Origin of the sequence: Pseudarthrobacter sp. TAF60_1 (genome assembly GCF_052113505.1) — a bacterium.
GTDB lineage: Bacteria > Actinomycetota > Actinomycetes > Actinomycetales > Micrococcaceae > Arthrobacter.
Genome location: NZ_JBFRDI010000013.1, coordinates 43,720 through 63,449 on the forward strand (window position 1 = coordinate 43,720; position 19,730 = coordinate 63,449).

Consider the following 19,730-nt stretch of genomic DNA (forward strand, 5'->3'; position numbering starts at 1 on the left):
CGACGGGTCATTATGTAAGCCGTGGGTACCTTCTCTTGTCGAAGGTACCCACGGCGCGTTTGACGTTGGGGACAAAAGTCGCGGGCCGGATTCATTGGCTCCCGCGACTTGGCGACTGCATTGTGGGTACGGTGTCCTCATGCAGAAGATATCGATTGATGCCCTGGCCCGCCAGCAGATCACAGCCGCCGTGGCAGCCCCGAGCGGCCGGGCCGCCGATACGGCTTACGGCGGGCACGAAAAGCGGCTCCGCCAAACGGTGATGGCATTTCGCGCCGGGACGCAGCTCAGCGAACACCAAAACCCCGGCGAGGCTACGGTCTACGTCATCAAAGGATCCGTCAGGCTGCGGGCGGGGGGCGAGTCCTGGCAGGGTAAGGCAGGGGACCTGCTGATCGTCCCGGACGGGCTGCACAGCCTCGAGGCGGACGAGGATTCGGCGGTGCTGTTCACTGTGGTCAAAACCGACCGTCCCTGATACGGGGTTGCCGCCGCTCAGGCTGCTTTGACGAGCGGGAGTTCGTCCCAGTGGGTGGTGTAACGGGGCGAGAGCATGTCCCGTTTCATGGTCCAGTCCGGGCCGCCCCGGATTCCGGCGTGGCCGAGGCCGATCGAACCACGGCCGTAACGGCGGAGGACGTCTTCGAGGAGACTCCCGACACGGCGTTCCTCGTGCGGGTTCTCGAACAGGGACAGGGGTGCCTGATTGCCGGTGGGGCGCAGGTCGGTGACCATGATCCCGGCTTTGGCGTATTTGACGCCGTCGTGGATGAGGGGCAGCAGGGCGTGGGCGGCCTTTGTCAGTGTGACGGGGTCCGCGGTGGGCATCGGCAGGGGGACACAGACGGAGGGGTAGGAAGTGTCGTGCGGATTGAAGTGGGACGTGGCGGCGAACCCGGTGAGGACTTTGGCCTGCAGGTCGTGTTTGGCCAGCCGGGCTGAGGCCTGTTGACCGTACACGCTCATGACCTGCCGCATCCCGTGCACAGTGGTGATGGGAGTGGCGAAGGAGCGGGAGAAGATCAGCTGGTCCCTCCCGGTCCGTTCTTCTTCCATCGGGATACATGGTGTGCCCTGCAGTTCCAGGACGGTGCGCATCATGACGACGGAGAACCGGTCCCGGATCATCACAGGGTCGGCCCGGGACAGGTCAAGGATCGAAAAAATGCCCATGGCGTTCAGCCGCTTCGTCAGCCGGGTGGCGACGCCCCAGATCTCGATGACGGAGAGCCGGCTCATCAGGCCTTCACGTTCCGGCGCGGGGATGGAGTCCCAATGGCAGACGCCGCCGAAGGCCGGGTTGTTCTTGGCCCATTTGTTTGCCAGCTTCGCCAAGGTCTTCGTGGTGGCGATCCCGACACAGACGGGCACGCCGACGTTCCGCCGGACCGCGGTCTTCATCTCACGGCCCAGCGCGAGCAGTTCGGCGGGGGTGCCTTTGACGCCGAGGAAAGCTTCATCGATGCTGTAAACCTCAAGCCAGGCCGGGTAGCGCCCGAGCAGTTCCATCACCCGTGCGCTGATGTCCCCGTAGAGCTCATAGTTGCTGGACAGCGCCACCAGCCCCCATTCCTTGGCCCGCGGGGCGAGGTTGAACCAGGGCTCCCCGAGCGGGATACCGAGCGCCTTGGCTTCGGGGGAGCGGGTGACAGCGCAGCCGTCGTTGTTGGAGAGCACGACGACGGGCCGGCCTTCCAGGGACGGGTCGAAGGCGCGTTCGGCGCTGGCGTAGAAACAGTTCACATCCACGTGCGCTATCTGCGGCATGCGCCGCATCAGCGCTGGTCTAGACATGGTGCAGGCACCGCGTGGCCACACCCCAGATGGTCAGCTCGCTGAGGCTGGGTACCAGGATGTTCGGGTAACGGGCGTTCTCTGCTTGAAGCACGACGCCGGTGGGCGTGATCCGCAGCCGCTTCACCGTGAGCTCCCCGTCGAGAACCGCAACAACCACGCAGCCATCCCGCGGCTCCAGCGCCCGGTTCACGATCAGCTCATCGCCGTCGCTGATGCCCGCGCCTTCCATGGACTCCCCGGACACCCGCACCACATAGGTGCTGGTGATGTCCTTGATCAGGTGCTCGTTGAGATCTATCCGGCCGTCAAAATAGTCCTGCGCCGGCGAAGGGAAGCCAGCGGCGACCTGCACCGGGGAGATCAGCACAGACAACAGCGAAACGCCCGCACCTATCACGCGGGGACCAATAATGACGCCCACAACACACCTTTATTCGAATATATGTTTCCTTCAGCCCGCGGCTGGATGTCTTTGACGTAGCTTACGGGTGGCCTACGACAGTCACGCCGGCTGCGCGGAAGTGTTATCTGGAGTGTTGTCCACGAGTTCACGGTTCAGTCAATTGGGGTCTGTTAGACCGGATGTCATCACAGGAACCTGCTTCAAGGAGCCGCCATGCCCTGGACCGTTCAGCGAGTGCCTCAGCGCGACGGAGTGGAGTCATGGACTGTCACTGATTCCTCATGCGAGGTCGTGGCTCCGGTCGACCGTTTCCTGGCTCATCCGGGCGCGGTCGATCGGTCACCGGGACTGTTAGGTCTTATGCCACGTATGGCTCAGGATTTGAGGATCTGGACAGGACGCATCACTAGGGTTTTGTCGACGATGCTCCTATAGGCGTCAAATTGGGTTCGAGGTTCGTTGAGCTTGCCCGCGTCTTGCCTCGTGAAGGCAGTTAGGCTGGTGCTTTCACAGCCTATTCAGGCTGCTGGCTAGCCAAGGGGGAGCGTATGGACCAGCACCAGTCTGGGGTAGTTGGATTTCACGAAGTGGATGAGTATCGAAACCCGTTGACGGCAGCGGCTGAGAGACCAGCTGAGGATGTCGTCCGGTCCGGCCCTAAGTTGAACCCGTTCATCGCCGTGCTGTGGCTGGTGGTCGCAGTGCTGGTTGTCGGCGGATTCGCATTCCTCTTGAATGCTCCTTTGTCCGTTTCGATGACTGACCGGGTCAGCATGGCTTACGTCCTGTTTTCATTTGCCTCGCCGGCTGTATTCGTCGGAATCCTGACCTTCCTGGGCCTCATGTTTTGGCATGCCGGGCAGTGGCAGCGTCGGCGCGGCTAGGTGGCGACACAAAGAGGTGGACTAGGCCGCTAACGTGGTCAGATCTACGTAGTCGGGGGGGGGGGGGGGGGGTTACATGGTGGTATCTGAGGCACGGCTTGCATCCAAGCCGAAACGGATCATTTGGGGAATTGTTGTAGCGTCCTGCATTGTCGTCATCGTCTCGGCAGCGGCCGGGAATATTCTGGTGCCGGGGATGACCATTGTTCTTGGAATCGCGGCATTCACTTGGTTGATCCTGAGTATGACTGTATCCATTGATGTTGACTCGGAGAACGTTGTCATCCGCTGCAAACCTTTCTACGGCAGGAAGATTAGTCTCTCCGATGTCATAGCTGCCATGCCGGCTTCTGAAACGACCATGACCGAGGGATATGGAGTTCGAGCCCTGGGCGATAAGACTTGGGGCGTCCTAGTGGGCGGTCCCGCTGTAGCGCTGCAAACCTCTACACGAAGGTGGATTGTGTCTGCCGATCGACCTAACGCTGTGGCTTCTCAAATCAATGCGCACATAGCGCGCAATTAGATAGCCTGCCGTTTCTGCAGGTGGCATCAAACGGTGGTTCTGGATGTGCGCTCGGTGAGCCATTGTCGGTAGGTGACCGCGAGGTGGTCGTTGCGGATGTCCCGTCGGCGGCGATCCAGAGGGCCGACGAGTCAGGCATGACGTCCTCGACGAGTCCTTCGCGAAGTACGGTGCCGTTCTTCCGGACCTCCACGAGGGCACCGAGGAGGTGCTGCCAGGCGTCATGGCGGTAGGAGGTCATGAGGGTGCCTTTCGTTCAGCGGTGAGGGTGCGGGGTCCGCGTTGTTGCGTCCGGGCACGGCCAGGGTGATGGCCGTGCCCGGACTTCACTGCCCGGATTTAGCGGGCGATGATGACGTCGAGCTTGCGGGGGCCGTGGACTCCCTCGACACGTTCGAGTTCAATGTCGCTGGTGGCACTCGGCCCGCTGATCATGGTCAGCGGCCGGGTGCCGTCAATCCGGCGCAGCGCCTCCGGCAGGATCCCGGCAATGTCGGCGACCTTCACGATGCAGATGTGGTGGTCCGGGACGAGGGTGATTGCCCGGCGGCCCTGGCTGGGACTGCCGTCCAGGATGATGGTCCCCGTCTCGGCGACAGCGACAGCACTGGCGGTCACGACGGCGTCGATACCATCGAGCTCGACAACGCTCAGCGGAGCCGCTGCCGAATCGGTGCGGCGCCGGTTGTCGTGGTCGAGTTCGAGTTCACTGAGCCAGCCGGCGTCCAGCCCCGTAGGCACGACATAGCTGCGCGCTGCTTCGAGCAGTTCAGCAATCCGTGCCGGCAGATCGTCGGCATCCACGACGGAGACCTGGGCTTTGTAGTCGATCAGGCGGTCCACCAGCAGGTGGATCAGGGCATCCTCGTCCAGATCGGATGAGGACCGGTACCGGCGGGGAACTTCCGGTACTTTGGGGCTGTCTTTCAGGGCGGTGCGGATCCGTTCAAGGATCTCATCGCGTGCGCTCATGACTGGTCTTCCTGGTGCTCTGATGGCTGGTTATCTGACGTAGCGGGGGCAGCGCCGGTGTCCGGGGTCCGGTGTTCCTTCTTCCACCAGTCGCGGAAGGACTGCGACGGCGGCGCGGGAATATCCCTGCTTTGGGTCCAGCCGGCGGCGATTCCGGGCAGTTTGGTGATCTTCTTGTCCGGGCCCGCGGCCAGGCGTCCCAGCGGCAGCCCCTTCTCGATCAATCCCAGCCGTTTGCCCGACGACAGGGCCCAGGACGCGGCGTTCATCCCCACGTCCATCTGGCTGGGGATTTTCTTCTTCCCGCGTTTGCTGTCCACATCCACGCTGCGCAGGTGCACCAGGATGTCCGGGATGTTGATCTTCACCGGGCACGCGTCATAGCAGGCCCCGCACAGCGAGGACGCGTACGGCAGCGAACTGTTCTCCTCGGCCTGAATGCCGGTCATCAGCGGCGAAAGGATCGCCCCGATCGGCCCGGGGTAGGTCGATCCGTAGGCGTGGCCGCCGGTCCGTTCATAGACCGGGCAGACGTTCATGCAGGCGCTGCAACGGATGCAGTGCAGGGCCGAGCGGCCCATTTCGTCGGCCAAGGCGGCGCTGCGTCCGTTATCAAGCAACACCAGGTGCACGTTTTGGGGCCCGTCGCCCTCGGTGACACCGGTCCACAGCGAGGTATAAGGGTTCATCCGTTCCCCGGTGGAGGAGCGGGGCAGCAGCTGCATAAAGACTTCAAGGTCCTGCCAGGTCGGCAGCAGCTTTTCGACGCCCATGACGGTGATCAGTGTCTCCGGCAGGGTCAGGCACATGCGTCCGTTGCCCTCGGATTCGACGACGGCCAAGGTGCCCGAGTCAGCCAGGGCGAAGTTGGCCCCGGAGACAGCGACTTTGGCAGTGAGGAATTTACGGCGCAGGTGTGCCCGGGCGGCCGCGGCGAGGCGGGCCGGTTCGTCGGTCAGCTCCGGGTCGACGCCCTCCATTTCGCGCAGGAAGATGTCCCGGACCTGTGTCCGGTTCTTATGGATCGCCGGGACGAGGATGTGGCTGGGCTTGTCGTGGTCCAGCTGGACGATCAGCTCGGCCAGGTCGGTTTCGTAGGCGGCGATGCCGTGCTCTTCAAGGTATTCGTTGAGGCCGATTTCCTGGGTGGCCATGGATTTGATCTTGACCGCTTCGGTTTCCCCGGTCGCCCGGATCAGCTCTGCGACGATCTCATTTGCCTCATCGGCGTCGCGGGCCCAGTGGATCACGCCGCCGCGGGCGGTGAAGTTCTTCTCGAACTGTTCCAGGAGTTCGGGAAGGCGGGCCATCACGGATTCCTTGATGGCGGAGCCGGCGTCGCGCAGTTGTTCCCAGTCCGGCAGTTCAGAGACCACTTGGATGCGTTTGTCGCGGATGGTGTGGGTGGCGTGGCCGAGGTTGGCCCGGAGCTGGGCGTTGCCGAGTTCGCGGTGCGCGGCCTTGGGGAAGGATTCGGAGGCGTGCAGGTTGCCCGTGCCATAAACGGGGAGGGAGGGCATGCCCAGGTAGGTGCTCATCGTGTGGCCTTTCCGGTGGTGACGCGGACTTCGCCGGTGACAGAGGCCGGTTCTTCCAGGGTGCTGGCGAGGATTTCGGCCAGGTGCAGGGTGGTGACGTCGCTGCCCCGGCGGGAGAGGCCGCCGCCGATGTGCATCAGGCAGGAGGCGTCCCCGCCGGTGCAGAGGCTGGCGCCGGTTGCGGTGATATTGACGGTTTTGTCTTCGAGCATGGCGGAGGAGACGTCGGCGTTCTTCATCGAGAACGTGCCGCCGAACCCGCAGCACTGGTCCGCTTCCGGCAGCTCTGCCATCTCGATCCCCTGCACGCTGGCCAGCAGCCGGGACTGCCGGTCGCCCAGTTTCAGCAGGCGCATGCCGTGGCAGCTGGGGTGGTACGTGACCCGGTGCGGGAAGTAGGAGCCGAGCTGGGCCCCGGCGTCGGTCACGCCCAGGACGTCCACCAGCAGTTCGGAGAGTTCGTAGGTTTTAGCGCCCACGGCGGTCGCGCGGGCTTCGAGGGCCGTGTCACCGCAGGAGCGGGCGACCATGGGATGCTGGTGCTTCACGGAGGCGACGCAGGAACCGGACGGGGCGACGGCGACCTCGTAGTCCTCGGTGTCGAACGCGGCGACGTGATTGGCGATCACGGGGACGGCTTCCTTAAGGTAGCCGCTGTTGACGTGCATCTGCCCGCAGCAGGCCTGGCCGGATGGAAACACAACTTCGTGTCCCAGCCGCTCCAGGATTTTCACGGTGGCCCGCGCCGTGGCGGGGTACATCGCATCCACGATGCACGTAGCGAACAAAGCGATTCGCATGGCAGCCTTTCGGGCTAAGCGGTTTGTGGTCTGACCATAGTAGACCACGTGACCGACGCCACTCGCAACCGGTGAATCCAAGTGAAGCCGCTCACACTGCCAGAAAAATCTGCGCTACACTCTGATGGTCAGACCACAGAGGTCTGACCATACCCCCTGTCGTCCCCCTCAATGTGGAGGAACTCCGTGGATCAGTTCACACCCAGCACCGATCCGGTGCTCAACAGCGTCATGTGGTCGGCCATCGTCGCCCTGCTGCCGCTGCTGACGTTCTTCATCCTGCTTGCCGTCGTCAAAACCCGCGCCCATGTCGCCGGCGCCTTTGCGCTCCTGACTGCCCTCCTGGTCGGAATTTTTGCGTTCCAGATGCCGGCCGGGCTGGCGCTGCTCTCGGCCACCCAGGGCGGCGTCTTCGGCGCCTTCCCGGTGCTCTGGATCGTCATCATGGCCGTCTGGCTCTACCAGGTCACGGTTCTCAGCGGACGCTTCGAGGACCTCCGCCGCGTCTTCGACGTGATCGGCAAAGGCGACGTGCGCCTCCAGGCAGTCCTGATCGCCTTCTGCTTCGGCGGCCTGCTCGAAGCCCTCGCCGGGTTCGGCGCGCCGGTGGCCATCACCGCCACCATGCTGCTGGCGCTCGGACTGCCGCCGCTGCGCGCAGCCGCCGCCGTCCTGGTCGCCAACACGGCACCTGTTGCCTTCGGCGCCATGGCCATCCCGATCACCACCGCGGCCGGCCTCACCGGACTGCACGCCACGGACATTGCCTCCGTCGTCGGACGCCAGGCGCCGCTACTGGCCACCATCGTGCCGCTGATCCTGCTCTTCATCCTCGATGGCCGCAAGGGCCTGAAAGACTGCTGGCCCGCCGCACTCGTTGTCGGTTTCTCCTTCGCCACCGCACAGTTCCTGTGCTCGAATTACTTCTCCTACGAACTTACCGACATCGTCGCCTCCCTCGTAGGCCTCGGCGCGGCTGTCCTGTTCTTCCGCAGCTGGACGCCCAAGGGAAGCGTCGCAGCACGCGAGCGTCTCGGAGCAGCCTTTGATGCAGTCTCGAAGAACACAGCCTCCACCACCGTAGGCGGCGGCTCCCGCCGTGCATCCACTGTCGCCGTCAGCGAAGCCGCGGCAGACCGCCTGACCCCGACCCGCACCTGGCTCGCCCTGTTCCCGTACTTCCTCGTCATCGTCGTCTTCGGCATCGCCAAGCTATGGAAACTCGGCGCGGACGTGCCCGCGTTCCTCGCCTCGACGGACGTCAAAATCCCCTGGCCGATCCTGCACGACGCGCTGGTCAATGCCGAAGGCAAACCCGTCTCCTCCACCATCTACTCCTTCCAATGGCTCTCCACCCCCGGAACCCTGCTGCTGATCACCGGCCTGATCGTCGCCTTCGTGTACTCGAAGTACGACGACGGCGGCCGCTACCCCGTCACAGTGGCTAACGCCGTGAAGGAGATCGGCCGCACCATCTACAGGATGCGCTGGGCAGGCCTGACCATCATCACCGTCCTCGCACTCGCCTACGTGATGAACTTCTCCGGCCAGACAGTATCCATCGGCACCTGGCTGGCCGGCACTGGCACCTTCTTCGCATTCCTCTCACCCGTCCTGGGCTGGATTGGCACCGCCGTCACCGGCTCAGACACGTCCGCCAACGCGCTCTTCGCCAAACTCCAGCAGACCGCCGGCCTGAAAGCAGGCATCGACCCGAACCTCCTCGTCGCCGGAAACACCTCCGGCGGCGTCGTCGGGAAACTGATCAGCCCGCAAAACCTGGCCATCGCCGCGTCCGCGGTCAACCTTGAAGGAAAGGAATCGGTGATCCTGCGTAAAGTAGTCGGATGGAGCGTAGCGCTGCTGCTGGTGCTCTGCACCCTCTCCTACCTCCAGTCCACCCCGATCCTGGGCTGGATGCTGCCTTAGCGTCCCGCCTACTCAAGACGCAGTGTGCGGGCCGCCCCCAGACCCGCACACTGCCCGCCCTTAAGGAACCAACCGTGAGCACTGCCGAACCAGGAGCAACCCCCCGCCGTCGCACCCATGACGCGCTCCTGAAAGACATCGAAGCGGACCTGCGCTCGGGCAAAATCACGGTCGGGGACCGTCTCCCGGGCGAACGCACACTCGCCGAAAACTACGGCATCTCACGGGCCTCCGTACGCGAGGCCATCCGGGTCCTGGACGCCATGGGAATCCTGCGAAGCTCCGTCGGGTCTGGGCCCACCTCTGGAGCCATCGTCATTTCCGATCCTTCCGCGGGACTGTCATCGGCCCTGCGGCTGCACGTCGCCACCAACCGGCTCCCGGTCGCGGACATTGTCCAGACCCGTATCCTGCTCGAAACCTGGACCGCCCGGGCCGGCGCTGCCCGCACCGGAGGGGACGAAGACCTCGAGCAGGCATCCCAGCTTCTGCACGCCATGGACGACCCCGACATTGACCGCGCCGCGTTCCACGAACTCGACGCCCGCTTCCACGTGGCGCTGAGCTCGCTCGCCGGGAACGCGGTGGTGGCCACCATGATGGAATCCCTGTCCGGGTCCATCGTCGGCTACGTCAAAGGCGCGATGGACGCCATGGAAACATGGCCGGACGTCATCGCCACGCTACGGACCCAACACCACCACATCTTCGACGCCGTCCAGGCACACGACGGGGAACTCGCAGCCCGCCTCCTGCAAGAACACATCGAATGGTTCCACCAGAAGGCACAGGAAGCGTCAGTACCCCGGGACGGACTCTGAAGCGCTATCCTCCCGGCAGTTCCAACCCAGCCGACTCCGGGTGTAGACGACGTCTGCACACGCTCCCACGGAATTCCGGGGTAGTGCAGACGAGTGTGGACATGAAAATGTCAGAAGTCCCCTGCACGATAATCCATTCCGCTCAATAGCCGCCTGCACTAACCGTCACTTTTCAGAAGTCGACTGCACTAAACAGCAAAAACTGCTGCGTCGAAGCTCGCTGTGGCGCCTGCACGGGCTCCCCGGCAGAACCCCGGCATGGAGACGGCATCTGAGAGGAAGCGCTGTAATGCGCACCAAGGACGAACCGGTGTTGATTCCGGCATGGATCTAGATGGCGATGTCGCCGGCTCGTTTGATGGCGCGGTAGACGGTTGACCGTGCGACGGAGAAGAGTTCGGCTAGTTCCGCCGTCGTGTGTGTTCCCGCCCGGTGAACGGAGACCAGGTGTGCTTCCTGTTTTTTCGAGAGCTTGGGTTGTTTCCCACGCAGGCGGCCCTTTGCCTTGGCGACGGCCATGCCCTCGCGGGTCCGTGCCCGGATCAGGTCTGCTTCGAATTCGGCGACCATGGCCAGGACATTGAAGAGGAGCCGGCCGACGGGATCGGTCGGGTCGTGGACGGAGCCGCCGATGCTCAGCTTGCCCTCGCGGCGGGTGAGCTCATCCACTATGTCCTTTGCATCGCGCAGCGACCGGGCCAGCCGGTCGAGTTTGGTCACGACCAGGGTGTCCCCGGACCGGCAGGCGGCCAGCGCTTCTCTGAGCCCCGGCCGTGCCCGGTTGGCGCCGGTGAGGCCCTGGTCGGTGAACGTCTTCTCCGATGACACCCCGAGAGCGGCCAGGGCATTCTTCTGGGCAGTGAGGTCTTGGTCGTTCGTGGATACGCGGGCGTATCCGATGAGGAGTCCGGTCATGGTGTTGAATGTACCGTTTAGCCCCCCATCACCGGGCATTTTTGCGGGCGGGTCCTACGGGAATCGGGCGGCCGCGGAAGTTCGCCAAATCGTGACCCGGAAATTTTGCGTCTTCCTTGCCCCGGGGGAGGACCGGCTTACGGGCAGTCTTAGAAGAGCCTTTCGTGGCGGTCTTCGAGAAGCCCCTTACCAAAACCGCACATGATGGCTAGGCTCCGGATACGCCCCACCAACAGGAGGTCGGAATATGAGCCCTTCATCTTCTGCGCGCTACGGCAATCGGTTCGTGGCATGGTGCGGGCTCATAGCAGGCGTATGTGTTGCACTTCCGCCTCTTCTGCGTCTAGGTCAGGAAGGATGGACGGGGCCGAACATATCTTACTTTGCGGCCGGCACGATCTTGGCCTGTGTATGGGCATTTCGCTTAATTTTCCTGAACCGGGACAAACATCATCGAGGCCAAACAGACGCAAAAGGACAACGTAGGCCCTGACCCGCCGAGCGGTCTTCACCCTGTTCTGACAAGCGAGCGAGACAAATCAAAGGGCCGGCAGCGGATCGGTGCACGGTCACCGATCCCCTACCGTTCCTCACGGCCATGGGTGTCGGCTGCCATAAACGGGCGAGCCGAGGGCTGGGCTTGCGTGCACCATTGCTGGTCCCATCAGCTCATCTGGAGGCAAGTCGGAGAAGGCTGGAAGCACTGGTCGCGTTTGCCTAGCCCACACCGTCTCGCGTGGGACAATGTCGGTATGACCGCTGCAGTGAACTTAGACCTCAAGGCGATCGCGCGCGCGTGCGAGACCTACGGTGTCAGGCGTCTGCGGATCTTCGGGTCGGTTCTCTCTGACAGCTTCGACACCCAGACTAGCGATGTCGATTTCCTGATCGATTTCTTGCCCGGGCGTGGAGGCTATTTCCACGACTACTTCAAGTTGAAGTCGGAATTGGAGCGGATCCTGGGGCGCGAGGTCGATCTCGTGGATGCGGGTGCGGTGAGGAATCCATATTTCGCGAAGTCGGCATTCGGCAGCGCGGAGGAAGTGTATGCAGCCTGAGGCGCCGGCCCTCCTCTGGGATGCATGCGAGGCGTCGAAAAGGGCCGTCTCAATCGCGTCGGGGCGCGAGGTCGGGGACTACCTGGGTGAGTGGATTCTGCAGGCCGCCGTCGAGCGCCAGCTCGAGATCATCGGCGAGGCATTGAAACATCTGCGCGCCGCAGACCCGGAGACCGCCGAGCGGATCCCGGACGTCCACGCGATCATCGCGACCCGCAACATCTTGGTACACGCGTACGCGCAAGTGGACCAGGAGAAGGTCTGGGAGATCATCACAGGGGACTTACCAACACTCATCTCGGTACTTGAGGCGCTGCTCTCCGAGGTCGAAGCCCAGTAGGCCCAAGCCTGGACGAGAAGGCCGGCACCAGAGAGTTGCGGATAGGGATCCACCACCGGTCACTTCAGTGCCCTGTTGATCCCTCCCAAATTGGCACTGCTGCTCTAAAGAACACAGCGGGGTAGCATGACGGCATGCCTGACCGGGACGAAACCGAAGAGCCGCTTCAATCGCTGCCTCCTGGGATGGCTCGGAGATACTGCCGAGTACAAGCCTGCCTCTGATACGCCCTCGCCTGCACCAACCAATGTTGGTGGCTATGACGGGCTCCTCAACTACTGCCAGGGGAAAGCGATGGCCCTTCCCCGCTCGCGCGAGGGCCTTGTCGTAATTGATGCCCTGATTGAGGGCCCGGAGGCCAAGAGCGACCTAACAGGACTCGCCAGGGCCATTGGCATGTTCTACGGAGACGTGCTTACTCACATCATCCCGGGAGCCCACTGGGAAGTTGTCGAAGAGGGCTTCCCAGCGGTCCGGATAAGCAGGAACACAAGCGTTTCGGTTATCTATGTGGCTCAACGACGGCTTGATATAGGAATGCCGACCCTGGCAATGAATTACGACCACGCAATCGACCTAATTGACGAAGACAGGCTCCAAGGCAGCTGAGGACTGAGGCGCTTTGATGTCTGGGAACACCCGCTGGGCAGCGCGGGCGCACGGCCAGTGGGGCCGGCTATGCGCGTGCGGTGAAGGATCCGCTTGCGGTCTCAGCCCGCCACGGCGTTCTCTTGGTGTGGTCAGGAGTGAGGCGCCGGACCCTAGGTAGACTCAGCTTGAATGACATCGGTTTGGGGGACAAATGATTTTCGGCAAGAAGCGGAATTGCGGGATGTGTGGGGAACCTTTGGCGGCGCATGACCGGGATGTCCGATTCCGTCTCCCGGACCCTGTACTGAACAGCCCTGAGCAGCATCGTGCTGAAGGCAGCTGGTTGAGCGACCCGGATCCGACCACGGCGACGCTCATGCAAATCCCGAACATCAGCCCGTTCGTCCGCGCCCTGCTGCCGGTCAAACTGCAGGGCGGGCACGAGTTCCGGTTCGGGGTTTGGATCGCCATCCATCCGGAGGACCTGCAGCATGCCTGCAGGGTTTGGAACGCGCCTGAATATGGCGAGCTGAAACTCACAGGCTACTTGGCTAACAAAATCCAGCCCTGGGGTTTCTTTGCCTTTCCGGTGAACCTGGCCGTTCTGAACACGGAGCAAACACCTTACTGCGTGTCCAGCCCGAATGAGGAACTGAACAACGTGCTAACCAGGGAGTGGCCGCACGACATCCTGGCTTCTCTGCCATCATGACCTCGAGGCCGGCTACCGGCATGGGGACGTTCGGCGCGGTGCGCCTCATGGCCCTCGCCTGGACATGCGCTCCAGGCGCCGCCCGTTAGCCGGTGGGACAACAGGACACCTTGATGCGCCTTACGTCTCCTTTGATGAACCCTCTGCGGCACGGTCCGCTAGGCTCCGGACTATGCCTTCCTCCTGGACCGTTCTAATCTCACTTCACGCAATCGCCGCCAGCTACGCGTTGACTTTCGGAGCAGTGAACCTGCTGCGCCGGTCCAAAGGCGGCAGCGTTCATCGGATCGTGGGTCGAATCTGGGCTGTTTCTATGTATGTCGTGGTGCTGACCTCGTTTGGAATCAGAACCATCGACGGCGGGTTCAATTGGCTCCACGCACTCTCAGTGCTGACGTTCTGCACACTGACAGCGGGACTGTGGGCCATCTGGAAGAGGAACATCAGGGCCCACCGCAGTTTCATGACCGGTAGCTACTTCGGTCTGATCGGCGCTTTTGTGGGCGTTCTGGCAGTGCCCTCGCGCCGCATTCCGCAGCTCGCCATCCACGAGCTCCCGCTGCTGGGGCTATTGATCCTGGTCCTGCTGGGCACAGCCGCACTCACTGTGATCGGCATCGCCCAGCTCCGCAAAACACAGACGGTCCCCATTACCTAGTCCCGGCCATATATCCGCGGCATGGGTACCAAGAGGAGCAACCAGAGGAACAGGGCATTGCCGTAATCGCGAGGCTGTCAAAGGGTCCCTGGCATTTCGAAGTTCCGTAAGCCGATCCTCGATCGGACACTAAAGAGCCTAGGATCAAATCCATGCCATTGATCAGAAATCTTGCCGTTGGCCTGCTTGTCCGCGATGGATATGTCCTCGTATCGGGTGCAACAGATTCCGTAAAAGGCGAAGCGTTTTATAGGGCAATTGGAGGTGGCATCGAGTTCGGAGAGACCGCCGACGGAGCAGTGCGGCGTGAGTTTGAAGAAGAGCTAGGAGTGGCCCTGCAAAAGACGCAGTTACTCGGAGTTCTGGAAAACATCTTCGAATACGAAGCAGTCGCCGGCCATGAAATTGTGCATGTCTTCGCCGTGACAGCCAAAGAACTCGACGTCATCCCGATCGATGCCGAGCTACACATTCTCGACGAGGGCAGCCCCGTTTACTGGAAACGCATCAACGATATCGACCGCCCGCTCTACCCAGACGGGGCGCTGCAGATGGTTCTGAGCCAGGCTCGACCCACCCGCGACGAGAGCAGTGATCTTCCGTTCAGAAAAAGCCAGTGAGAACCCCTTGAAGCTGCCCTGGACGCATCAACTGCGCAGTTGAAGAGCCACTCTGGAAGTGCCCGGTTAAATATCCCCTACCGCACGCATTCTTTCCCCATTTGAGTGCCAAGAGACAGAGTATTCGGAGTGTTTTGGCCGCGAGGCTCGCACCCCTAAAAAGCCTTCAGCCGGATAGCCGGCTGATTATTCGGGATCCGCACCTTGACTGCGTCGAAGATCTACATCGGCTTCGACGTTGGACGTTGTGTCGGTTGGCCCGCTGGAGTGCTCAACTATTGAGCTTCCAGGGGTAAAGCCGAACATTCTTGATTGGACGGACACCGAACCGATAACCGGAGCGGCAATCTTCGAACGCCATGATCGGATACCGGTTAGTACGCGAATCAGGATCAGCAGCCCGAGGGCCGCGGCGAGCGGACTGATCCACCGGCCCAGGTCCATCTCAGTCGCTTGGTCCAGTATCAAGATCAATAGGAGTGCCCCCAGCAGAAAGACTGTGGTGGCAGTCAAAACACGCGAGAGTCGTGTTGTCATCGACCCACCTTACTCAGAAGCTGCTACTTTTCCACCCGTCAACGTCCATACGGTGAGGGTCCGTGGCGTGTCGCTCTTGCGGCCAGAGATAGCCACTCGGGGATTTGCGGCGAATGCCTGGTAACCGATGAAGGATCCGTTACCGTGCAGCTCTGCAGTAGTTTGGACTCAAATTGTGTCGATACCCCTTTGCTGCCATCCTCCCCATTCTGACGAAGTCTGGGACTGCCCCGGCTGCTGAGGATAGAGTCGTATTGTGGCCACGTCTTCACAAGATCCTCGACCCGAGATCCTTATCGACGTCGATTACGGGTACACCTGGCCGATGTCCACTATATTCTGGGCGCTAGAAGATGTGCCTGATTGGAAGAGTGAACTTCCAGAGGCTCTGTATGAGGATCTTGTGGCCTGGGCGAAATTCTTTAACGAACATGCGAATGAAGAGACAGGGATGTTTGGGAGTGAGGAACGCCGTAAGCACTTTGACCTGGAAGGGGTTCGCCTCCGAGATGAACTCGAAAACGTTCTGGGAGATAGATTTCGATTCCGTCTCCGGCTGTGGTTCTAGATAACAGCCAAACGATGCGACATTTTTTGCACACTCCGCTTGTACAAGGACCAGGAGTGGCCGGGACTGCAGAGGACAACGCAGAAGTGGGCGCCGACTAGCTTGCCCCCTCTTTTCGTGCGTTCTATCGGCCTCTGGACGGAGTGGGAGGCCTTCGCGCAGCGGACGCTAAGCTCACCTGCCCGGCGGGTTCAATCGGTTCCGATCCGTTGTTGCGCACCGAGTTGTTGACCCGATCGCTGACGATCCACGGAGTCAGTGCGCTTTCCCGCTGCGCCCGGTAAGGGATCCCTTACGGGAGGCACCGAACACCGGCGCTAATCTGATGAATAGACGGTTCAGTTTGCCGTACAAGCTTTCGGGCGCAAAGGAGATGCCGAGGTGGTCGAACGCCAGATGCTAAATGTTCCCGATCTGGTTGGGCAGCCTGTACATATCGCACAGGAGACTGCGGCGAACCTTGGGTTCGGTCTCGCAGCCGGGGACCCTGATGGTCCAGGCCTTCGCTCGCGCACGTGGCCAGGGCTATTCTGGGTGACCTCCCAAGATCCTCCGGCAGGGTCGGTCCTTGAGCGGGGAAGCCAAATTCAGATCACCTTCGTTCAGGACGGTCAAGCCCGAAGCGACGTGCCGGAGCAGACGGGCGGGCCGACCCCCTCATTGCAAACTCATGCGGAGGGCGACACGGAGTCGTGAGTTGTCCGGTGCGGGATCCCCAAACGGAATGGGGGTGTCGTGAATAGCGCTGGATGCTTGTTGGCGGCAGGTCAGGTCTTATTCGTGAAGGACCACTTGGTAAAGGTTGTGGTCTTGCCATTCGCCGGCAATTTCCAAGTACTGTGGAGCCATCCCGATCTGCCGGAAGCCGGCCTTTAACAGCACCCGTTGCGAACCAGCATTGTGCAGGAGAGTGCTCGCCTCTATGCGGTGCAGCCCAAGTACGTCACGTGCCGTTTCGATGATCGTCTGGACGGCAGCGGATGCCAAACCACGGCCCGCGTAAGCGCCATCCACCCAGTAACCCAGCCCTGCACTTTGGAACGGTCCACGCACGATGCCGGCCAAGTTGAATCTGCCGACAAGGGCGTCGCCAGCAAACAATCCCAAGGGGAACCCTTCCCCGGCATCAGCCGCAACAAGGCGCCTCGCAATATCCGCGGCCTGCCACCCTTCGGTGTAGTACTCCTCGGGACGCACCGGCTCCCAGGAAGAAAGGTACTCACGGTTGCGCACGTACGCGGCGGAAAGCGCTGACGCATCACTCGAACGCAATGTGCGCATACTGACATTTTCACTGAGCTGACGCGGTTCAAACACCAGTCAACAGTACTCGCGGCCTACCCTCCAATGATGCCCGGTTAGCGTTCCCCAAACGGAGCGGTGAACCACTGAGTAAGGAGTCCTTTATGGCGAGACTCCCGATAGATGACGGGTTAGGCTCACGCTATGAAGCTTCGAGGTGTTCTTCTGCTTGGGGCAGGCGTTGTTGTGACCGTGTTGGCATTTGCTGTCCTGCTCGGCCGCATGCCCTGGGTAAGCCGGGCATGTCCAGCAGTCGGTTACGCCTACGTGGGTGATGTGGAGCTGGCCTTTTCCACCCCGGTTTCAGTAGCGGCTTGTTTTGGGGAGGTATGCACTCCCGAGCCGGTGGCGAGAAACCCTGAGGGAAAATGGCTGGTGCCGCAGTCCCCGCCATACCTGAATCCGCCTGTTAGTGTCACTTCGATTCTTGTGGAAGCCGTGGCCACTTCTGGTGGCCGCATGGCCCGTGATTTGCCCATAGAAACGGAATCCACCGGGGAGCACCCCTTCGGACCCGGATGCGGCGGGCCTTTCAGGTTCAAGCCCGTGCAAGTGGCCTTTAGCTGAAGCATCGACCCGCCATCCTCCGGTAAAGGGTTCCTCAGCGGGACCGGCTTGCAGCCATGGCTTTTTCGACGTCCGCGACAGCAACCCGCGCCAAGCAAGCTCGAATCAGGGCTGCGGTATCAGGAAGTGCGCGACGACTGTCAGTACCAGGATTACAGGCACGGCCAAGACGACACTTCGGAACATTCCGCCCAGCCAGGCGTTTGCCCGGGACCGCCGAAGCAGTAGCCCGACGATGACAGTTGCTAGCAGTACGCCGAGGATGCCTGCGCTGATCAGCGATGCACGAACCGGCAGCAAATGCGGAGGGCACATCGCCGGAAAACTGGCCGCGCATCCCCAACCAGGCAGGACCGGCTGCGCTATCCACAGGACGAGCAAGCCCAGAAGGATGACGCAAGCCGCGACGGCAGGAGAGCGTGTGGCGCTGCGTGTCTGGAAGGTCATGTTGCCAGAGTATCGATCAGCACTCCCGTTGCACGACGACCACGCAAGGGCGACGAGGTGTACCCCTGAACCCCTAGAGGGTTACGCAGGGAGCAGACGAGCACCAGCTCCAGCCTTTTCATCCAGAGCGAGTGAATGGTGATCATATTGAAACCAGAGGTTCCGCCTGAATCATGAACCCCTGTTTTTGTGATCCGTGTATGGGGACAATCACGGAATGGGACGTTCGAGAAGGATCCGCGGGTTTACTGCTGCATGCGTCCTCAGCTTCTCCATCGCTGCCTGCGGAAGTGCTGGCGATAGTGGGCAGGGAGAAGATCGACAGGAGCCGCCACTGCCATCCGCAGGGCCTTCCCCGAAGCTAGTGAGGGTGCAAACGTAGCCGACGGAAGCGAATGTCGGGAGATAGTCCAGCTCTCAACGAATTCACCAGAATCAATTGCCAGTTCCTCTGATTCTGCGACTGCATCAAGCTGCGGCACAAGATCCGTCCCGCTCACCGAAGAGCAGATGCCCAACGCCACACCTGCGCCGATGCCCCTTCAACCGCGTGCCCTCCCAGAAGGGAGCTCAACAGATTCTCAGGGCACTACGCCCAAAGAGGGAGAGCAGCGCGAGTGGACCCCTGAACAAATGCGAAGTGCCTCTCCAGAACCAATGCCCAGGGTTCCATAGCGTCTTAAGACACGTTCGGAGCTGAGAATGTTCCGTAGAAGGTTCGGCTATCGGGCCACGGAGTATCGCGTCGTGAGAGGCCTGCCTAGTATTGCCCTATGAAGGAATGGGTCCGACATCACCCATATCTGGCTCTGGCTTTGGCCTACATACTTTTCTTTGTCTTCACCACAGTGGTTTGGTTTGCCGTTGGACAGCACGACCTAGGGGATGCCCTCATCACCGCCTTTGTGTGGACCTTGGGCTACTGGCTCCTTGCAATCTTCGAAACACGGCGAAGAAGCAAAACTAAAGTCCGCCTCGAAGAAAACGACCAAATCATGGCCTATATCCGCTACCCGGACTCTCCGACCGGTTCACTCAGGAGCATCTGGAACCAAGGGATCGCGACGCCCAGCATTGGGTCAATCCACTTCCAGCCCGCGGTTTACGACACTCTAGAGCCCTCCGGGCGGCCGACGACGATCAAGGTCCAGGATCTGCTCCCAGAGCGCAGAAAAGTTAGCGGCAAAGACCGTAAATTCATTCAGGTCTATGGCATCAAGGCCATGACCCTGTTGACAGACGACGGCAAGATAGAGATCGCCGCCCGCCCGGAGTCACTTGACAAGCTGAGTGAGGTCGTAGGGCCTTCGTGACCGGCGTCAACCGCGTTCTGCCACATTCATTTTGGAATCTCCAAGCGGCCTGGTAGACGTGGCTTTCCTGTGGGCGACCCCATCTCTGGCAACATTTGGCCCCGCGTTTCAGATCACACTTTTCCGACCGGTCAACGTTCCGCTTACGGAAACACAATCCCAGGGCAGACGACTTCTGACATTCAGTGCAGACGACTTCTGAAACTGACAAAGATTGCGGCCGTTCCAAACTTCTTGCCTTCCCGTAAGACCCGCCCGCAAAATGCCCGGTCATGGGGCCCTAAACGCTACACACGAAAGCGTCTTCAAGACGTCCTCGTTGACCCCACAGCGGGCCTGCTCCAACAGCTCCCTGAATCACTTCAGGAGACGGGGCTCCGTCAAGGACAGGTGTCTTACCGCTCGAACGTATGCCCTATAAGGAAAGGCGCG

At 61.5% G+C, this 19,730-nt stretch carries 23 protein-coding genes; 13 read left to right on the forward strand and 10 right to left on the reverse strand.

Features of this window, described 5'->3' with window-relative positions; all coding sequences use genetic code 11:
- Nucleotides 1-139: 139 nt before the first annotated feature.
- Nucleotides 140-478 (forward strand): cupin domain-containing protein, encoded by a 339-nt coding sequence (locus AB4Y73_RS14930; protein WP_441872666.1) that lies wholly within the window; start codon nt 140-142, stop codon nt 476-478.
- A gap of 17 nt (nt 479-495) precedes the next feature.
- Here the strand turns inward: AB4Y73_RS14930 and AB4Y73_RS14935 are convergent, their stop codons facing one another.
- Together AB4Y73_RS14935 and AB4Y73_RS14940 are read right to left on the reverse strand one after the other, a co-directional pair.
- Nucleotides 496-1,794, reverse strand: coding sequence for a Y-family DNA polymerase (locus AB4Y73_RS14935; RefSeq protein WP_441872667.1), 1,299 nt, complete (start codon nt 1,792-1,794; stop codon nt 496-498).
- Nucleotides 1,787-2,218: a LexA family protein gene (locus tag AB4Y73_RS14940; protein WP_441872668.1), complete on the reverse strand. Its 432-nt coding sequence runs from the start codon at nt 2,216-2,218 to the stop codon at nt 1,787-1,789. The genes AB4Y73_RS14935 and AB4Y73_RS14940 overlap by 8 nt, the downstream gene beginning before the upstream one ends.
- A 530-nt stretch (nt 2,219-2,748) precedes the next feature.
- On the opposite strand from AB4Y73_RS14940, the gene AB4Y73_RS14945 reads away from it, so the two are divergent.
- Nucleotides 2,749-3,084, forward strand: coding sequence for a hypothetical protein (locus AB4Y73_RS14945; RefSeq protein ID WP_441872669.1), 336 nt, complete (start codon nt 2,749-2,751; stop codon nt 3,082-3,084).
- 72 nt (nt 3,085-3,156) lie between these two features.
- On the opposite strand, the gene AB4Y73_RS14950 is transcribed toward AB4Y73_RS14945, so the two are convergent.
- The 4 genes from AB4Y73_RS14950 to AB4Y73_RS14965 all read right to left on the reverse strand — a co-directional run bounded on the left by AB4Y73_RS14950 (nt 3,157) and on the right by AB4Y73_RS14965 (nt 6,920).
- Nucleotides 3,157-3,369, reverse strand: coding sequence for a hypothetical protein (locus AB4Y73_RS14950; protein ID WP_441872670.1), 213 nt, complete (start codon nt 3,367-3,369; stop codon nt 3,157-3,159).
- A 580-nt stretch (nt 3,370-3,949) separates the two neighbouring features.
- On the reverse strand, nt 3,950-4,582 hold the full coding sequence (locus AB4Y73_RS14955) for a LutC/YkgG family protein (protein WP_441872671.1): 633 nt from the start codon (nt 4,580-4,582) through the stop codon (nt 3,950-3,952).
- Nucleotides 4,579-6,120: a LutB/LldF family L-lactate oxidation iron-sulfur protein gene (locus tag AB4Y73_RS14960; RefSeq protein ID WP_441872672.1), complete on the reverse strand. Its 1,542-nt coding sequence runs from the start codon at nt 6,118-6,120 to the stop codon at nt 4,579-4,581. The genes AB4Y73_RS14955 and AB4Y73_RS14960 overlap by 4 nt, the downstream gene beginning before the upstream one ends.
- Nucleotides 6,117-6,920 carry a (Fe-S)-binding protein gene (locus AB4Y73_RS14965; protein ID WP_441872673.1) on the reverse strand — a complete coding sequence of 268 codons (804 nt, stop codon included), beginning with the start codon at nt 6,918-6,920 and terminating at the stop codon, nt 6,117-6,119. Before AB4Y73_RS14965 ends, AB4Y73_RS14960 begins: the two co-directional genes overlap by 4 nt.
- A gap of 186 nt (nt 6,921-7,106) precedes the next feature.
- Here AB4Y73_RS14965 and AB4Y73_RS14970 point away from each other — a divergent pair, with 186 nt between their 5' ends.
- Nucleotides 7,107-8,849, forward strand: coding sequence for an L-lactate permease (locus AB4Y73_RS14970; protein ID WP_441872674.1), 1,743 nt, complete (start codon nt 7,107-7,109; stop codon nt 8,847-8,849).
- 74 nt (nt 8,850-8,923) lie between these two features.
- A complete protein-coding gene (locus AB4Y73_RS14975; RefSeq protein WP_441872675.1) occupies nt 8,924-9,670 on the forward strand; it encodes a FadR/GntR family transcriptional regulator in 747 nt (248 codons plus the stop codon).
- A 330-nt stretch (nt 9,671-10,000) separates the two neighbouring features.
- Here the strand turns inward: AB4Y73_RS14975 and AB4Y73_RS14980 are convergent, their stop codons facing one another.
- Nucleotides 10,001-10,585, reverse strand: coding sequence for a recombinase family protein (locus AB4Y73_RS14980; protein ID WP_441872677.1), 585 nt, complete (start codon nt 10,583-10,585; stop codon nt 10,001-10,003).
- Nucleotides 10,586-11,337: 752 nt separating this feature from the next.
- On the opposite strand from AB4Y73_RS14980, the gene AB4Y73_RS14985 reads away from it, so the two are divergent.
- The 8 genes from AB4Y73_RS14985 to AB4Y73_RS15020 all read left to right on the forward strand — a co-directional run bounded on the left by AB4Y73_RS14985 (nt 11,338) and on the right by AB4Y73_RS15020 (nt 16,365).
- A complete protein-coding gene (locus AB4Y73_RS14985) occupies nt 11,338-11,643 on the forward strand; it encodes a nucleotidyltransferase family protein (RefSeq protein WP_441872678.1) in 306 nt (101 codons plus the stop codon).
- Complete coding sequence (locus AB4Y73_RS14990) at nt 11,633-11,983, forward strand: HepT-like ribonuclease domain-containing protein (RefSeq protein WP_441872679.1); 351 nt, start codon at nt 11,633-11,635, stop codon at nt 11,981-11,983. The genes AB4Y73_RS14985 and AB4Y73_RS14990 overlap by 11 nt, the downstream gene beginning before the upstream one ends.
- A gap of 126 nt (nt 11,984-12,109) precedes the next feature.
- Nucleotides 12,110-12,592: a DUF6278 family protein gene (locus AB4Y73_RS14995; protein ID WP_441872680.1), complete on the forward strand. Its 483-nt coding sequence runs from the start codon at nt 12,110-12,112 to the stop codon at nt 12,590-12,592.
- 193 nt (nt 12,593-12,785) lie between these two features.
- On the forward strand, nt 12,786-13,286 hold the full coding sequence (locus tag AB4Y73_RS15000; protein ID WP_441872681.1) for a DUF2199 domain-containing protein: 501 nt from the start codon (nt 12,786-12,788) through the stop codon (nt 13,284-13,286).
- Nucleotides 13,287-13,458: 172 nt separating this feature from the next.
- The gene (locus AB4Y73_RS15005; protein WP_441872682.1) at nt 13,459-13,944 is read left to right on the forward strand and encodes a DUF2306 domain-containing protein; all 486 of its coding nucleotides are present in this window, start codon (nt 13,459-13,461) and stop codon (nt 13,942-13,944) included.
- A gap of 152 nt (nt 13,945-14,096) precedes the next feature.
- A complete protein-coding gene (locus AB4Y73_RS15010) occupies nt 14,097-14,564 on the forward strand; it encodes an NUDIX domain-containing protein (RefSeq protein WP_441872683.1) in 468 nt (155 codons plus the stop codon).
- 793 nt (nt 14,565-15,357) lie between these two features.
- Nucleotides 15,358-15,669 carry a hypothetical protein gene (locus AB4Y73_RS15015; RefSeq protein WP_441872684.1) on the forward strand — a complete coding sequence of 104 codons (312 nt, stop codon included), beginning with the start codon at nt 15,358-15,360 and terminating at the stop codon, nt 15,667-15,669.
- Nucleotides 15,670-16,065: 396 nt separating this feature from the next.
- Nucleotides 16,066-16,365 (forward strand): PASTA domain-containing protein, encoded by a 300-nt coding sequence (locus AB4Y73_RS15020; protein WP_441872769.1) that lies wholly within the window; start codon nt 16,066-16,068, stop codon nt 16,363-16,365.
- Nucleotides 16,366-16,443: 78 nt separating this feature from the next.
- On the opposite strand, the gene AB4Y73_RS15025 is transcribed toward AB4Y73_RS15020, so the two are convergent.
- From AB4Y73_RS15025 to AB4Y73_RS15035, 3 genes are all read right to left on the reverse strand, one after another.
- Nucleotides 16,444-16,986: a GNAT family N-acetyltransferase gene (locus tag AB4Y73_RS15025; RefSeq protein ID WP_441872685.1), complete on the reverse strand. Its 543-nt coding sequence runs from the start codon at nt 16,984-16,986 to the stop codon at nt 16,444-16,446.
- Between the two features lie 657 nt (nt 16,987-17,643).
- Complete coding sequence (locus AB4Y73_RS15030; RefSeq protein WP_441872686.1) at nt 17,644-17,985, reverse strand: hypothetical protein; 342 nt, start codon at nt 17,983-17,985, stop codon at nt 17,644-17,646.
- 570 nt (nt 17,986-18,555) lie between these two features.
- A complete protein-coding gene (locus tag AB4Y73_RS15035; RefSeq protein ID WP_441872770.1) occupies nt 18,556-18,726 on the reverse strand; it encodes a hypothetical protein in 171 nt (56 codons plus the stop codon).
- A gap of 32 nt (nt 18,727-18,758) precedes the next feature.
- On the opposite strand from AB4Y73_RS15035, the gene AB4Y73_RS15040 reads away from it, so the two are divergent.
- The gene (locus AB4Y73_RS15040) at nt 18,759-19,298 is read left to right on the forward strand and encodes a hypothetical protein (protein ID WP_441872687.1); all 540 of its coding nucleotides are present in this window, start codon (nt 18,759-18,761) and stop codon (nt 19,296-19,298) included.
- Nucleotides 19,299-19,730 lie beyond the last annotated feature (432 nt).

Excerpts from the sequence above, each read along its gene's own strand:
- AB4Y73_RS14930 (WP_441872666.1), top strand. The coding sequence starts at position 140 with ATGCAGAAGATATCGATTGATGCCCTGGCCCGCCAGCAGATCACAGCC.
- AB4Y73_RS14935 (WP_441872667.1), bottom strand. The coding sequence starts at position 1,794 with ATGTCTAGACCAGCGCTGATGCGGCGCATGCCGCAGATAGCGCACGTG.
- AB4Y73_RS14945 (WP_441872669.1), top strand. The coding sequence starts at position 2,749 with ATGGACCAGCACCAGTCTGGGGTAGTTGGATTTCACGAAGTGGATGAG.
- AB4Y73_RS14950 (WP_441872670.1), bottom strand. The coding sequence starts at position 3,369 with ATGACAACGTTCTCCGAGTCAACATCAATGGATACAGTCATACTCAGG.
- AB4Y73_RS14955 (WP_441872671.1), bottom strand. The coding sequence starts at position 4,582 with ATGAGCGCACGCGATGAGATCCTTGAACGGATCCGCACCGCCCTGAAA.
- AB4Y73_RS14960 (WP_441872672.1), bottom strand. The coding sequence starts at position 6,120 with ATGAGCACCTACCTGGGCATGCCCTCCCTCCCCGTTTATGGCACGGGC.
- AB4Y73_RS14965 (WP_441872673.1), bottom strand. The coding sequence starts at position 6,920 with ATGCGAATCGCTTTGTTCGCTACGTGCATCGTGGATGCGATGTACCCC.
- AB4Y73_RS14980 (WP_441872677.1), bottom strand. The coding sequence starts at position 10,585 with ATGACCGGACTCCTCATCGGATACGCCCGCGTATCCACGAACGACCAA.
- AB4Y73_RS14985 (WP_441872678.1), top strand. The coding sequence starts at position 11,338 with ATGACCGCTGCAGTGAACTTAGACCTCAAGGCGATCGCGCGCGCGTGC.
- AB4Y73_RS14990 (WP_441872679.1), top strand. The coding sequence starts at position 11,633 with ATGCAGCCTGAGGCGCCGGCCCTCCTCTGGGATGCATGCGAGGCGTCG.
- AB4Y73_RS14995 (WP_441872680.1), top strand. The coding sequence starts at position 12,110 with ATGACGGCATGCCTGACCGGGACGAAACCGAAGAGCCGCTTCAATCGC.
- AB4Y73_RS15000 (WP_441872681.1), top strand. The coding sequence starts at position 12,786 with ATGATTTTCGGCAAGAAGCGGAATTGCGGGATGTGTGGGGAACCTTTG.
- AB4Y73_RS15005 (WP_441872682.1), top strand. The coding sequence starts at position 13,459 with ATGCCTTCCTCCTGGACCGTTCTAATCTCACTTCACGCAATCGCCGCC.
- AB4Y73_RS15010 (WP_441872683.1), top strand. The coding sequence starts at position 14,097 with ATGCCATTGATCAGAAATCTTGCCGTTGGCCTGCTTGTCCGCGATGGA.
- AB4Y73_RS15020 (WP_441872769.1), top strand. The coding sequence starts at position 16,066 with ATGCTAAATGTTCCCGATCTGGTTGGGCAGCCTGTACATATCGCACAG.
- AB4Y73_RS15030 (WP_441872686.1), bottom strand. The coding sequence starts at position 17,985 with ATGACCTTCCAGACACGCAGCGCCACACGCTCTCCTGCCGTCGCGGCT.
- AB4Y73_RS15040 (WP_441872687.1), top strand. The coding sequence starts at position 18,759 with ATGAAGGAATGGGTCCGACATCACCCATATCTGGCTCTGGCTTTGGCC.